At 43.0% G+C, this 13,921-nt stretch carries 13 protein-coding genes and 2 tRNA genes; 2 read left to right on the top strand and 13 right to left on the bottom strand.

The features are described 5' to 3' along the window. The 7 genes from HADU_RS02805 to HADU_RS02775 form a co-directional block, all read right to left on the bottom strand. On the bottom strand, nucleotides 1-401 hold a 401-nt coding region (locus HADU_RS02805), incomplete at its 3' end, for a hypothetical protein (protein WP_008303389.1). 211 nt (nucleotides 402-612) lie between these two features. Then, nucleotides 613-1,062 carry a hypothetical protein gene (locus HADU_RS02800; RefSeq protein WP_008303388.1) on the bottom strand — a complete coding sequence of 150 codons (450 nt, stop codon included), beginning with the start codon at nucleotides 1,060-1,062 and terminating at the stop codon, nucleotides 613-615. A 278-nt stretch (nucleotides 1,063-1,340) separates the two neighbouring features. Further along, nucleotides 1,341-1,730, bottom strand: a complete 390-nt coding sequence (locus HADU_RS02795; protein ID WP_004813407.1) for a hypothetical protein — start codon at nucleotides 1,728-1,730, stop codon at nucleotides 1,341-1,343. 67 nt (nucleotides 1,731-1,797) lie between these two features. Continuing rightward, nucleotides 1,798-2,532 (bottom strand): OST-HTH/LOTUS domain-containing protein, encoded by a 735-nt coding sequence (locus HADU_RS02790; protein ID WP_004890405.1) that lies wholly within the window; start codon nucleotides 2,530-2,532, stop codon nucleotides 1,798-1,800. Between the two features lie 170 nt (nucleotides 2,533-2,702). Next, nucleotides 2,703-4,772 (bottom strand): glycine--tRNA ligase subunit beta, encoded by a 2,070-nt coding sequence (gene glyS / locus HADU_RS02785; protein WP_008303384.1) that lies wholly within the window; start codon nucleotides 4,770-4,772, stop codon nucleotides 2,703-2,705. Next, the gene (gene glyQ, locus HADU_RS02780) at nucleotides 4,772-5,761 is read right to left on the bottom strand and encodes a glycine--tRNA ligase subunit alpha (protein ID WP_005232423.1); all 990 of its coding nucleotides are present in this window, start codon (nucleotides 5,759-5,761) and stop codon (nucleotides 4,772-4,774) included. The genes glyS and glyQ overlap by 1 nt, the downstream gene beginning before the upstream one ends. Nucleotides 5,762-5,856: 95 nt before the next feature. Next, nucleotides 5,857-6,315, bottom strand: a complete 459-nt coding sequence (locus HADU_RS02775) for a hypothetical protein (protein ID WP_008303380.1) — start codon at nucleotides 6,313-6,315, stop codon at nucleotides 5,857-5,859. A gap of 186 nt (nucleotides 6,316-6,501) precedes the next feature. Here HADU_RS02775 and HADU_RS02770 point away from each other — a divergent pair, with 186 nt between their 5' ends. Next, the gene (locus tag HADU_RS02770; RefSeq protein WP_004813397.1) at nucleotides 6,502-7,611 is read left to right on the top strand and encodes an HPP family protein; all 1,110 of its coding nucleotides are present in this window, start codon (nucleotides 6,502-6,504) and stop codon (nucleotides 7,609-7,611) included. Between the two features lie 72 nt (nucleotides 7,612-7,683). Here the strand turns inward: HADU_RS02770 and HADU_RS02765 are convergent, their stop codons facing one another. The 3 genes from HADU_RS02765 to HADU_RS02755 form a co-directional block, all read right to left on the bottom strand. Then, nucleotides 7,684-9,096 (bottom strand): SLC13 family permease, encoded by a 1,413-nt coding sequence (locus HADU_RS02765; RefSeq protein WP_004813395.1) that lies wholly within the window; start codon nucleotides 9,094-9,096, stop codon nucleotides 7,684-7,686. Between the two features lie 79 nt (nucleotides 9,097-9,175). Then, entirely contained in the window at nucleotides 9,176-9,961 is a 786-nt protein-coding gene (locus HADU_RS02760; protein ID WP_008303377.1) for a sulfite exporter TauE/SafE family protein, read from the bottom strand. Between the two features lie 180 nt (nucleotides 9,962-10,141). Next, nucleotides 10,142-10,411 carry a PspC domain-containing protein gene (locus HADU_RS02755; protein ID WP_004813390.1) on the bottom strand — a complete coding sequence of 90 codons (270 nt, stop codon included), beginning with the start codon at nucleotides 10,409-10,411 and terminating at the stop codon, nucleotides 10,142-10,144. 234 nt (nucleotides 10,412-10,645) lie between these two features. Between HADU_RS02755 and HADU_RS02750 the strand changes: the two genes are divergently transcribed. Continuing rightward, nucleotides 10,646-11,335 carry a hypothetical protein gene (locus HADU_RS02750; protein WP_008303374.1) on the top strand — a complete coding sequence of 230 codons (690 nt, stop codon included), beginning with the start codon at nucleotides 10,646-10,648 and terminating at the stop codon, nucleotides 11,333-11,335. Nucleotides 11,336-11,649: 314 nt separating this feature from the next. Here the strand turns inward: HADU_RS02750 and HADU_RS02745 are convergent. The 3 genes from HADU_RS02745 to HADU_RS02735 all read right to left on the bottom strand — a co-directional run bounded on the left by HADU_RS02745 (nucleotide 11,650) and on the right by HADU_RS02735 (nucleotide 13,794). Next, nucleotides 11,650-11,725, bottom strand: a tRNA-Lys gene (locus HADU_RS02745). Between the two features lie 20 nt (nucleotides 11,726-11,745). Continuing rightward, a tRNA-Lys gene (locus HADU_RS02740) sits at nucleotides 11,746-11,821 on the bottom strand. A 131-nt stretch (nucleotides 11,822-11,952) separates the two neighbouring features. Next, entirely contained in the window at nucleotides 11,953-13,794 is a 1,842-nt protein-coding gene (locus HADU_RS02735; RefSeq protein ID WP_008303373.1) for a long-chain-acyl-CoA synthetase, read from the bottom strand. Nucleotides 13,795-13,921 lie beyond the last annotated feature (127 nt).

Genomic DNA, 13,921 nt, shown 5'->3' with positions numbered 1-13,921 from the left:
TTTTTTTTGTTTTCTGGGCTAATGTATTTAGACCATAATTTAGAAAATTCGTCTTGTACAAGTTGGGAATTTGGATTGAAGACTATTTCCTGATAAATACGTTTGGACTCAGGTGTATTCTTATCAAGGAATTGACCATAAGAAGTTCGATAGTCGGTTTCAAATATGTAAATTAAGTGATTTTTGTGAAAATAAGCAGTGCGATAGCTATAAATAGTTTCGCCATAGAGACCAATCGTTAACTTGCACATACCTGGTAATTGATAGAGATTTGCCTCATTACCTTCAGTAGATTTAAATTCATCTTCCTCCAGATATCCAATGTGCTGAATTTTTTTTACCTTCAGATTTATGAGTATACCGATTTGAAGTAGAAAGGCTTGGGACAGGGGATAATTCATTATGGACTTCGGTAGGAGAAGTAACCCTTTTACCAGAAACCAGTAAAACGATATACAGGATTGAAACACCAAATAGAATACCGACTATAAAGCTGAGGAGCACCTTTTTCATTTTTATTTTTCTCATTATTTTAACTAAGTATAAAGAAAGTTTTGAATATCTTCATGCTCAAAAAAAGCCCATAAAGGGCTTTTTTTAATATCCTATTTTTTAGAGATCATCCACTGCATAACTGGTTGCACCACCTGAACTGGATGGTGACTGCGGTGTGACATTTTGCGTTGCTGTTGAAGATTGGCTTAAAGGCTGCTGCTCAATCGGGACTTGCTGTTGCTGATTACCGCGCCAGACATCTTTGGTCTGCTGGATTTTCTGACCGGTTTGCTGAGCCACTTGCGTTGCGCCTTGGTCTACTTTTTCAATGGTGGTGGCTGCGGTGGATTTGGTATTGTCCCAGGCACGATCCACACCCGGCTTGATCTTGGCAATGCCTTTTTCTGCTGCTGCACCCACTTTTTCAGCGGTATTGATTACACCTTGTTGGGTTTTATAAGCAAATACATGCAGCAGATTGGGATTATCACCATAAGGAACAATCGGTTTTGCATCTTGCTGCGTTTCACTGGCTTGAACAGTCTGGATAAAAATAGGCGCACACATTAATAATGCGGTGCTGAGGATCTTGGTTTTTTCATCGTCGTTTTTTCAGGGTCATAAGGGATCGACCTCGCAGATTGGGATAACGGTCTTAATTCTGTTTTCAGTGTAATGGAAGGTAATGTAAAAACAATGAATATTCTGTGCGATTCACTTAAATGATCCGAGAAAGAAGGAAGTAAAGCTGGCTGATCTCAAGAATAGGTAGAGAATAAATTTGATAGGAAGACTATTTGAAAGAAAAGTTGCCCCATATTTGATGTAAATACAGGGCGGGGTGCTTAGTTACACTGTTCGATTGCTTCTTTGGCAAAGTGATTACGTAGTGCCAGGAAGTTCTTTTGAGCGGTTTCGCTGTGCAGGTCAAATTTCTGTGCAGTGCTGGTGTTGTCGCGCTGGAAAGTTGCTGAGCCAGCATCAATCAGGGTCAAACCTTTAAAAGACCATTGTTCAATTACGCGGCTGCTTTCAAGCTGGCCTCTAAATTCGATCACGCATTTGTCCATGAATTTGGTCAGTTTTGCGCTGTTGTTCGTCGTTTCAGGATAAACCTCAAGATTCTGTACTTCCTGTAATACGCCCAGTTGGAGTTGAGGAACGGTCGGTTGAGATGTACACGCTGAAAGGGCAATACCCGCAAGACCAGTCAAAATAAGAGCTTTAAATTTCATATGATTCTTTCTTGTTGAGTGTTGTTAGGTTGAGTATAGGGATTTGAATGAAAAATGGCTATAAAAACTAGTTTTCAATTAATTCAAATATCGCTTCACCATTGTTTACCTGAATTAGTATTCTTTCACCTTTAAGTGTAGGTTCGATTTTAAGTAAGAATAGCCCTGTATTAAGAATTAAATCATTAAGATTTTTAAATCCGTATTCCATTTTGATTTTTTGATTAGCATCAGGAAATTTTTTATTAATTGATGTGCCTACGGTTGTCAGTGAAATCCAACCATCATTTTTTTTATTATTAATGATTAAACTTTCAATTTCTTTATAAATTTCATCTGCAGGGAAGAGGAAACGTGTCTTAAACAGATTGGATTTTAAAAAATTAATTTGAGTCTCTAAGCTTTTTTGAGCCGTCAAAAAATATTGATCAAATTGATCTAAAAAAGGCTTATGCTTTTTCTCCAAAGTTAATAAAAAATCAACAGCTGCTTTGGATTCATCGAGATTGGATAAATTATATTTTTCTTGAAAGTGATGTGTTATGAAATTTCGATCTTTAACAAATTCTTGTAGTTGGCTATTTAGTTTATGATGACTGTGTTCACATAAATTAAAAGATACTTTCATATCTAGACGAAGAGCATCTTCAGGTTCAGGAATGATCGTATCTTCCTCTGAGGGATTCACGAGAAACAATGAATTTAAAGCTTTTGTAGTTAAACCACCTAATGTTTGATTTTGTACAGATGGTTCTATAATCAGTGGTAGATCATTGGGTTTAGAAATAATAGTTCTATTCATCTTCACGAGGCTTTTTAGCCTCATCTCTATTGTTTGAAAACGAATAAGGTGTTTTCCAAGTAAGGAATAAATTCTTTCTCTAATTTCGTCGATATTTTGCATTCTAAATATATTAAAAAAACCCCACTAATTTATAGCGGGGTTTTATTTAACTTACAAGAAGTTATAACTTAATGCTGTAATACCGAAATATCCGCAACTTTAGTGAACAGGTCACGAAGCTGTGCAAGCATACGTAAACGGTTTGCTTTCAGGTCAGCATCATCCGCCATCACCATGACACCGTCAAAGAACGCATCCACTGGCGCACGAAGTGCAGCAAGCGCAGACAATGCAGCGGTGTAGTCTTTAGCAGCAAATAACGGCTCAACTTGAGGCGTGATTTTCGCAAGTTCAGCGAACAATGCTTTTTCAGCATCTTCCACCAGATTTGCTTCAACGACTTCACCGGTAGGCGCAGCTTCTTTTGCCAAAATGTTAGCCACACGTTTGTTGGCAGCAGCAAGCGCAGCAGCTTCAGGCAATGCACGGAAGTGATTGACCGCATTGACACGCTTATCAAAATCAAGTGGTGATTTTGGCGACAACGCTTGAACCGCTTGAATCACATCAACTGCAACACCTTGGTCTTCGTATTTCGCACGGTAACGACCTTCTAAGAATGCAACCGCATCATTTAGTGTCTTGTCGTGATCTTTCAATACATCGCCATAGGCAGCAAGTGCAAGTTTGATCAAATCTTCAATTGAAACATCAAGCTCGTTTTCAGTCACAAGACGAAGGATACCAATTGCAGAGCGACGTAGTGCAAACGGGTCTTTCGAACCTGTTGGTGCTTGACCGATACCGAAAATACCTGTGAGCGTGTCTAAACGATCCGCGAGGGCAATGGTTGTACCTGTTTTGGTTTTTGGTAAAACGTCACCAGCGAATTTAGGTAAGTATTGCTCACCTAGAGATTCAGCCACTTCAGCATTTTCACCTTCAAGACGTGCGTAGTAAGTACCTGCGATTCCTTGAAGTTCTGGGAATTCACCCACTAACTCAGAGGTTAAGTCGCATTTCGCAAGAAGGGCAGCTTTTTCAGCATCTTCCGCTTTTGCACCTGTAATTGGCGCAAGAGCAACAGCCAATTTCGCAATACGTTCAGACTTGTTCCAAAGCGTACCGAGCTCTGCCTGGAAGACCATGTTCGCAAGCTTTTCTTTACGTGATGCAAGCGGTTGCTTTTGATCTTGTAAGAAGAAGAATTCAGCATCAGACAAACGTGGACGAACCACTTTCTCGTTACCTTCAATGATCTGTGTCGGATCTTTCGACACAATGTTTGAAACGGTAATGAAGTAAGGCTGTAATTTATTTTCAGCATTCACTAAGCAGAAGTACTTTTGGTTGTCCTGCATGGTGGTAATCAATGCTTCTTGAGGAACAGCAAGGAAGCGTTCTTCGAAGCTTGCACGAAGCGCAACAGGCCATTCAACCAGTGCAGTCACTTCGTCACGTAAATCCGCAGGTACAATCGCAATGGCATTGACTTCATCAGCAAGTGCTTTCACTTGACCATCAATGATTGCTTGACGCTCTTCAAAAGAAGCCACAACATGCGCTGCTTTTAACTTCGTAAGATATTCATCAGCATGTGCAAGGGTGATTGCTTCAGGTGCATGGAAACGGTGACCATAAGTCACATTACCTGCTTTGTGATCTTGAATGGTTGCATCAACCACATCGTTGTCTTTTAACAACACCACCCATTTTACAGGACGAACGAATTCAGTACGGCTTGCCGCAGAACGCATACGTTTTGCAATTGGAAGATTATCTAACGCATTTTGTAAAATTTGCGGTAAAAGCACATCAAGGCTTTGACCTTTCACGTCTTTTAAGTAACATACTTTCTCAACTTTACCGGCTTGGAAAGTAGAAACTTGATCAACCGTAATGCCTTGACCGCGCATAAAGCCTTCAAGCGCTTTCGTCGGTTTGCCTTCAGCATCATAAGCAGCTTGAACAGCAGGGCCGTCAAAACGTTTTTGCGTATCGGCTTGAGCAGCATCGACATTTACGATTTTAAGTGCTAGACGACGTGGCGCTGCATAAGCTTCGATTGCGTCGAAAGCCAGACCTGCATCTTTTAAGCCCTTTTCAGTTTCAGCTTTTAAAGCATCACGTAATTTTTTCAGGCTTTTTGGTGGAAGTTCTTCACAGCCAAGTTCAAATAAAACTGTATGTTTAGACATTATTTGTTCTCCGCTGATTTTTCTGCTTGAGCCGCTTCTGCTTCTACTTGAGCTTTAAGCTGAGCCAGGACTTCGTCACGTAGGTGAGGTTCTGCCATTGGGAAACCAAGTTTCGCACGTGCAGCCACATAGCTGGTCGCGATTGAACGTGCCAGAGTACGAACACGCAGGATATAACGCTGACGTTCAGTCACAGAGATCGCGCCACGCGCATCCAGCAGGTTAAAGCTGTGTGATGCTTTAATCACTTGCTCATAAGCAGGCAGTGGCAGTTCAGCTTCAATTAAACGGGTCGCTTCAGCTTCGTAGAAATCGAACAGTTCGAACATTTTTTCTACTGGTGCATATTCGAAGTTATAAGTCGATTGTTCTACTTCATTTTGATGGAACACATCGCCATAAGTCACAGTGCCGAACTGACCTTTGGTCCAAACCAGATCGTAAACCGAGTCTACACCTTGCAGGTACATGGCTAGACGTTCCAGACCGTAAGTGATTTCACCAGTAACTGGGTAGCATTCAACACCACCAACTTGCTGGAAGTAAGTGAACTGAGTCACTTCCATACCGTTCAGCCAAACTTCCCAACCTAAGCCCCAAGCGCCCAGTGTTGGAGATTCCCAGTTATCTTCCACGAAACGGATGTCGTGAACTAAAGGATCAATACCGATAGCTTTTAAAGAATCTAGGTAAAGCTGCTGGATATTGTCTGGGTTTGGTTTCAGCACAACCTGGAACTGGTAATAATGTTGCAGACGGTTCGGGTTCTCACCATAACGGCCATCTTTCGGACGGCGTGATGGCTGAACATAAGCAGCATTCCAGGTTTCAGGACCTAGCGCACGAAGGAAAGTTGCAGTGTGGAATGTCCCTGCACCCATTTCCATGTCGTAAGGCTGTAACACGACGCAGCCTTGCTCCGCCCAGTAGTTTTGTAAGGCAAGAATTAAGCCTTGGAAGGTATCAATATGCGATATGGCGCGACTCATGGTCATCCACTTAAAATTAGAGAAAAATTGTGCTTGATTATAAGGATTTTACAGGGGAGTGGCAAAGGTTATCCATGAATTGCCTGCGCCACTTTTTATTCGCCTGACGCAACTGCCTGTTCATGCGCACGCAGACTGAGAAAGATAAAAAATCTGATAGAGGGCAGGCTAAAGCAGGAAATCATGAATAGAGTACTGAGCAGATCATTAGAACTTAGGAAATAAGCCAGAATCAGCGTTGCCAGAATACCTACCAGCACAATACTGAAGATATGAAACTGCTGTAGATGGTGTAATACGAATAGACTGTTACATAAAGGAATATAGATCAGGCAGAGATAGAACAGCAGCCCGAAAATGTACATGATCAGCATGAAAGTCACCATCGAGAGTAGAAGTGAGCTCGAAGTCATAGCCAGGAATAACAAGTGCAAGATCAGCAGCACGAACATCAAAGGGCCATAGAGTGAGGCTAAACCGAGTACAGGTGCCAGCAACAGTTGTACTGCAATTCCGGTTTTGGTTTGTTGTAAAGACTGGATTAGAAAATGCATCGTTTTTATTCTTGTTTGAGAGAAGAAAATACGCCGCTTAGGCGCGGTCCTGATTATAATTTTTTAGATAGAGCACCCTCAGCATAAGCAGAAAAACCAATGAGTAAAAGATATAAAATAAATACATCTTTAAAGCCAAGGGTTTTATAATGCCTGCACTCCCCAAAACAATAATTCAGGCCAACCGTGTTGCATAGTTCCTCAGAATGGCTGCAAAGCCTCAAGCCAAATTTTAAAATTCTCCCTGTCAAAGACCGTATCCTGTGTGGTTTAGGTGCATTGATCGGTCTGGCACTGTCGTCTTTAATCAGCCTGTGGGCACTGGGTGATTTTCAGGCGTGGTATATCGCGCCGATGGGTGCTTCGTCAGTATTACTGTTTGCCGTACCTGCCAGTCCGCTGGCCCAGCCGTGGAATATGGTGGTTGGAAATACTATTGCCGCGATCGTAGGGGTGAGCTGTAGTTTGCTGTTTCCCAGCCCGACCCTAGCATTCAGTCTGGCCGTAGCAATTGCGATTATATTGATGTTAAGCACCGATTCTCTGCATCCACCGAGTGGGGCGGTGGCGATTACAGCAGTACTGGGCGGCAATGCCATTCATGAGCTGGGCTATGCTTTTGTGTTCTATCCGGTCTTGCTGAACTCGGTACTGTTGATGGTTGTAGCGATTGTATTTAACCGGATATTGGGTAAGGCTTATCCGCAACAGCTGCAGATTAATACTCGTTCTAAAGATCCAACCCCGACCCAGAAAGTGACGATTCAGCCACAGGATATTCAGGCTGTACTTGATCAACAGACCCAGTTACTAGATATCAGTGAATATGATCTGCAAAAAATTATTCTGGAAGCACAGAGCAAGGCCAGTGAACGTGCTGACAGCCAGTTCCTGTGTCAGGATATCATGAGTAAAGACGTTGCCAGCTTGCAGGAAAGTGATGATATCCGGCATGCCTTGGCAAAATTCCGACAGATGAATCTGATGAGTCTGCCGGTAGTGAATGCGGAAAAGAAACTGGTTGGAACTTTAGCGATGTACCAGCTGGTGGAATGGTTTGAGCGTGCCACCGACATTCGCAGTGGCTGGGAATCTGAAGTCGGACATATCATGAGCCGGAAGGTGGTGACTGTACAGCCAGGCCAGCCGATTCAGGACCTGGTGCCGTATTTTGTTGAGCGTTCCTTTAATTATATTCCGGTGCTGGACGAAGGTCAGCTGGTTGGTATCATTAGCCGTGCTGACATGATTGCCGCTTTATATCAGGAGTTGAATCATTTCAAGCTGAGTGCCTGATCTGGACGGATGTAAATCTATCTTCGAAAATGAAAAAGCACGCCGTAGCGTGCTTTTTTAATCCATTCATCTTTAGAGAAAGAACCAGTAAATAAATAGCGATACCAGGAAAATACACATGATGTTGAGGACAAAGCCAACTTTCATCATTTCCGACTGCTGAATATAACCGGTACCAAAGACAATCGCATTCGGCGGTGTTGCTACAGGCAGCATGAAAGCACAGGATGCGCCGATCCCAATCACAATCACCAGAATTTCTTTAGGCATTCCCATCTGATCGGCAATGGCGGCAAAGACCGGCACCAGTAGTGCAGCGGATGCGGTATTACTGGTAAATTCGGTCAGGAAAATGATGAAGGTTGCTACCACAAAGATAATCACTAAAGGTGAAGTATCACCAAAGGTATTTGCCAGAGTTTGCCCCAAGACCAGAGAGCTGCCTGAATCTTTTAAAATGGCACTCAAGGTCAGGCCGCCGCCAAACAGATAGAGCACGCCCCAGTCAGTATTCTCTGCAATCTGCTTCCAGGTTGCGGTACCCAAAATTGCCACCATACATGCGGCCAGAATTGCAATCCAGGTATCTGGCTGGCTAATTCCAAAGTTCTCGGTCAGCTTTTTACTGAAAATCCAGGCCAGGGCAGTACAGATAAATAGTAACATTGCTGCAATACGGCTGCGGGTCCAGGGAATATCTTCAGTGACAAACTGTACTTTGTGATTCAGCTTGGGACGCAGCACCAGATAAAGACTGATCAGCATCGCAGGCAAGATAATGAACATCATTGGCAAACCAATTTTCATCCAGTCTGCAAAGTCATAACCCAGCGCTTTGGCAGCAATGGCATTCGGTGGCGAACCTACGATTGTACCTAGACCACCAATACTGGCGGAGTAGGCAATCCCGAGCAGAATAAATACGAAGGTTTTACGTTCTTTCTCGACATCCAGATGCGAAAGTAAACCCAGCGCCAGCGGTAACATCATGGCTGCGGTAGCGGTATTGGAAATCCACATGGACAGGGCGGCAGTCACGGCAAAAATGGCCAATACTGAAATACCTAAATGTCCACCGGATAAGGAAATAATCCACATGGCAATTTTCTTGTCCAGCTTTTGGATATGCAGCGCCGTTGCCAGTGCAAAACCACCAAAAAACAGGAAAATAACCGGATCGGCAAAGGTGGTTAAAGCAGCTTGTGTGGTAATGGGTACCAGCGCATCGCCGTCGGCCATCGGCATGGCTAACAGTACTGCCAGTATGGGAATCAGCAGGGCAGTAATAGTGATATGAATTGCTTCTGTCAGCCACAAAATACCAATAAAAGCCAGCAGAGCCAGACCTTTGCTAGCATTCTGGTCATAAGGTAAAACCTGATACAGGATAAAGGCTACAATGGCCGCGATGATAATCAGGATCCATCCTTTCATTACCCCTTTGGGCATAACGTTGGTGGGGGTGGCAAGGTTTTGACTTGTCATACGCACACTCCTTGTTTTTATACAGCTAATTTTTATGAAGAATTTTTCTAATCATAAAGCGGTTTGATTACAAATTATACTAATTTAAAAAAAGGTGATTTGAATGTTGTAATAATGCAGTACTTTGCCATAGAGCCTGTATGCCTAAAACCATCAATAAGCCCAAAACTAAAAATTTAAAATGCCGCTGTGACAGGCGATGACGGATTTTTCCGCCAATCCAGACGCCAATCAAAGCAAAAATGGTAATACCGATCAAAATGGATTGTTGTTGTGGATTAATCTGGATCAGGATTGGGAACAATAAAAGTAACTGGATTAGTTTACTGACAATAAAATTCAGGTTGCTGATAATGACGATATCGGTCTTGCTGAGCTGGCTGCTGAGCAGATACATCATCAGGAAAGGAGCCATGGCATTGGTCGCTCCACCAATCACACCAGCCAATAAACCAAAACACACCATACTCAGAATATGCGGGTTGCTCTGAAAAGGTTTGGAGCGAAGCTGATCTAGTACATAAAATATAATTACTGTTCCTAGCAGCAGTTTGAGATAGCCTTCATTCAGCCATAGCAGCAGTTTGACTCCGAACAAACTGCCAATCAAGCTGCTTAAAATCAGTGGCCAATAATGTTTGAGATAATAGCGAATGCTCTGCAGCAGACTGTGCCGCGGATCAGCATTCAGCATCAACAGATTCAGGAGCAGGCAGGGGAAAATGACCAGTGTCACTGCCAGACTCAATGGATATTGGCTGGATAGTACCGCAGTACTCATCATCGGGAAGCCAAACCCACTCAAGCCATGCAGCAGTGCTGCTACAGCACATAAGCACAGTACAATCCATTCAGCCTGTGTCATCCTGAATCCATTTCAAGGAGTTTTTAACTAAGTTATAGAGAAATCAGCCGGTTGGCAAAGGCTAGAGAAATAATTTAACAATTTATTAAATCGCCTGAAGCAGGCAAAAAAAAGCTGTGGTCATTAGGGGAAATGCCACAGCGCAAAAGGGAATTACTATTTACTCTATAAAAAGGAAACTTACAGCGGATCTTTATTTACATCACGAATTGGTCGTTGATAGCCCGTAGACTGATGCGGCGTATGTTCAACCATAGCTTGCTTTTTTGGCATGATCAGCCAAAGTACAAGATAAACCAGGATACCTGGGAAAGCGGCACTCATTATAGAGATCACCACGAAAATCAGACGCAGTAAATTTGCATTCCAACCAAAACGTTCAGCAATACCACCCATCACACCTGCAATCATGTTCGAGCGGTTAGAGCGATATAAACCAACATTGGCCATTCAGGTCTCCTTAATAATTAAGATAAAAGAACAACGACGTTCCTCTTAAAATATGGAGCTAAGTCATTATTTTTAAAGTGTCTAAATAAAATTTATTCGTAAATTTATGTAAATTGGGATTAAGTATTTTTCTCGGAATCTTTAACATGAAGACGAAGGTTCCTGAATTTAATAATAATCTCCTGCCTTTGATTTTATAAAAATGCTTGGCTGTTCATAATCTGGTTGAATTAAATGAAATTTAAGGTGTTTAAAGTTTTCAAGAGACTGGAGTATCAGCTCGGTGTGATATTGCTGGGTACACTCGGGCTGGTGGGGTGTGAGCGTCATTCGGGTAAACCGATCAGTGATACTGAACTTGAGTTGCACCATAAAGAGGAGGTAGCTGTTTCTCTCGCTAATCAAGCGCTAGATGAAAGTACTCAAGCCAAGAAACTGACTGATATTGCTGGTCATGCCACTTTCAGAGAGGAAGATGGCTTTAATGGGCAGCCTATTCCAGATTATGCGGTTGACTTCGTTGGACGCTATTACACGGAAGTCAGTTGTAATGATGATGGTTTTTCTCCCTGCAAAAATGGCAAGGCAATGTTTATTCTCACCCTTGCCCCGAATGGTCTGGTATATCGCAGTATCTTGCAACATGGTCAGCTATTTACCTTCCAAAACAAGATGGCGACACCTTATTCAACCTATCGTAAAGACCGTTGGGAATTGAATCCCACTCGTAAGGAGCTGGTGGTCTACCGTAAAGAGGGCCTGGTTTTGTATTATACTGTCAAAGACAATACCAAGCTGGTGATGAATATTGCAAAAACCCAGCAAGAAAATCGTCAAGAGCTGATGGATCGATATTATGTGCTGCCACGTATATCTTATGAACTGGTAAAAGATATTGATAATCAATCCCCTTCGCCACAATAAGGCGAGGGTAGACTAAGAAAACTCACAAAAATCCTGATGCGTTGAAATAGCCCAGATACAGATAAAAAATTATAAGACGATTGAAAGAAAACTGTAGCTTGGTGGTGGTATAGGACTTGAAACCACGCCTCATAGTTTAAAAAGCTCTTGTTCTAGCAACTAGACGAATAACGCACAAATATATCTAAAATAATCCCAGCATATTTTAAAATGAAGAGAGCAAGAATTCAGAAAATACAAATCAAAGCCGTGATCGGTTGATGATCTTGATTGGAATATACAGGTGTTATGATCTTCGCAGAATAGAAGAAGAATGGTGGGTCGTCCGCGACTCGAACGCGGGACCAACGGATTAAAAGTCCGCTGCTCTACCAACTGAGCTAACGACCCATCTTAGGCTGTCAAATAAATGGTGGGTCGTCCGCGACTCGAACGCGGGACCAACGGATTAAAAGTCCGCTGCTCTACCAACTGAGCTAACGACCCATATCATTTGATGGAGCGTATTGTAGCAAGATATGAAATCAGCGCAAGTAAAAAATAACAAAGTTGCCCATGTTTGATTATAAATGCAACAAATTGAATTTATATACACAAAAAATAGGCAACTTCAGCACTTAGAAGCGATATTGATAGGCCTGGATGTTAGTAAAAACTTCTGCCGTTACATCGCAATAAGCATCTGCTCCCGGTAAGCACACCAGTAAACGTTCATCAGTCTTGCTTGGATCAAATGCTTGCTCTTTCAATTTATTTTTCTGATATTTAAAAGTACCAGTGGTTTCGACCTGTTGCTGTATACGCAGGAATACCGGAACCGAATAAGCAGGCAGACATTTCTTGAAACAGCTCAACATCTCTTTCAGATCGGTATCGTTCAGTTCAGCTTCCGGTTTCAGTGTAATGGCTGCCATACCAGCACGACCATTGGTGTTTGGAATTTCTACCCCATATACCACTGCCTCTACAATCTTGTCATACTCGGTCAGCATGTTTTCCACTTCGGTCGTCGATACATTTTCACCTTTCCAGCGGAAAGTATCCCCCAAACGGTCGACAAACTGCGCATGACGGAAACCGATGTCGCGGACCAGGTCGCCGGTATTGAAATAGGCATCACCTTTGCAGAACACATCTTTCATAATGACAGACTTATTCTTTTCCGGATCGGTATAGCCATCAAATGGCGAACGACGGGTAATTTTACCAATCAACAGACCTGTTGTGCCTTTTTTGACGCGTTTACAGTGACCTTTGGCATCACGTACCGGCTCGTTTTTGTCTTTATCGAATTCAACAATCGCGTAGGGAGTTGGGGAGAAGCCGACAGTATTGTCAAAATTGAACACATTGCTGAAACCGACATTGCCTTCACTGGATGCATATAGTTCAAGTACTTCTTCAATACCAAAACGGTTTTTGAACTTATCCCAGATATTTGGACGCATACCGTTACCGATCATTTTCTTGACGCGGTGACCTTTTTCCAGCTCTGAAGAAGGTGCATCCATCAGGTAACGGCAAAGTTCCCCGACATACCCAATTGCAGACGCATCAAATTTTTGTACATCTTTCCAGAATGAAGAGGTCGAGAATTTACGGCGGATTGCAAATGTCCCTGCACCGGCAATCACACCACACCAGCATACCACCATGCCCGTCGCATGATACAGTGGCAGGGTGCAGTACATCACATCCTCTGTACCCAGGTTAAGCACATGACCATACGTGCCATAAGCAAGGGTCCAGCGGCTATTGGTAAAGATTACGGCTTTCGGCAGACCAGTAGTGCCGGAAGTGTAGATGTAGAACAGACCATCTTTACCTTGCACACTATGTGTTGTTGATGGATTGAATTTCGGGAAAGTATCAATGACTTCAGCAAGATTGATAAAACCTTCAGGTGCCTGACCAGGATTTTGCTGGGTAGGCTGATCGGCAAACCAGTGGAAACGGTCCGCCGCGATATTCAGTTCATCACGGATCTCGGCAACCGCGGCGTGACATTCATCACCCACAATCAGGGCAATCGGTTTGACCAGATTAATGCTATGTGCCAGCACTTTACCGACCTGTGAGGTATTCAGCAGGGCAATGGTCACGCCAAGCTTGGCCAGACCAATCACGCTGGCGACCATTTCCGGGCGGTTCTCGACCATCAGGGCAACGACATCGCCTTTTTTCGCACCTAGCGACAGGTAGTAATGTGCAATCTGGTTGGCCCAACCATTCAGTTCTGTATAGCTAAAGCTCTGGTCTTCAAAACGCAGGGCAATACCTTCCGGGTTGCGCTGTACCGCTTTTTCAAAAGCGAGACCCAAACCTGCAGCAGTATTTGGGGTACGTAAATAAGCCTGCCTAAGCCCATTGACCAAGTTCGGTACTTTTTTCAGGAAAGCGGGGATTTTGGCTGCGACATCAGCAATACCAATCAGATCATGTTGTGTGGTTTGGCTCATGGTAATCCTATTTCTTTTACGTATCCGATACGTGCACTGAATATGCAATAACTGTCCGTTGTAGTTTTAATGGTTGATTTAAAGAGTAATCAACCTAATTTGACAAAATCTAGCAAAAAAAACCTAG

The sequence above is a fragment of the Acinetobacter sp. HA genome (assembly GCF_000264725.1).
GTDB lineage: Bacteria > Pseudomonadota > Gammaproteobacteria > Pseudomonadales > Moraxellaceae > Acinetobacter > Acinetobacter schindleri.
This window is presented reverse-complemented; position numbering and strand designations above follow the sequence as displayed.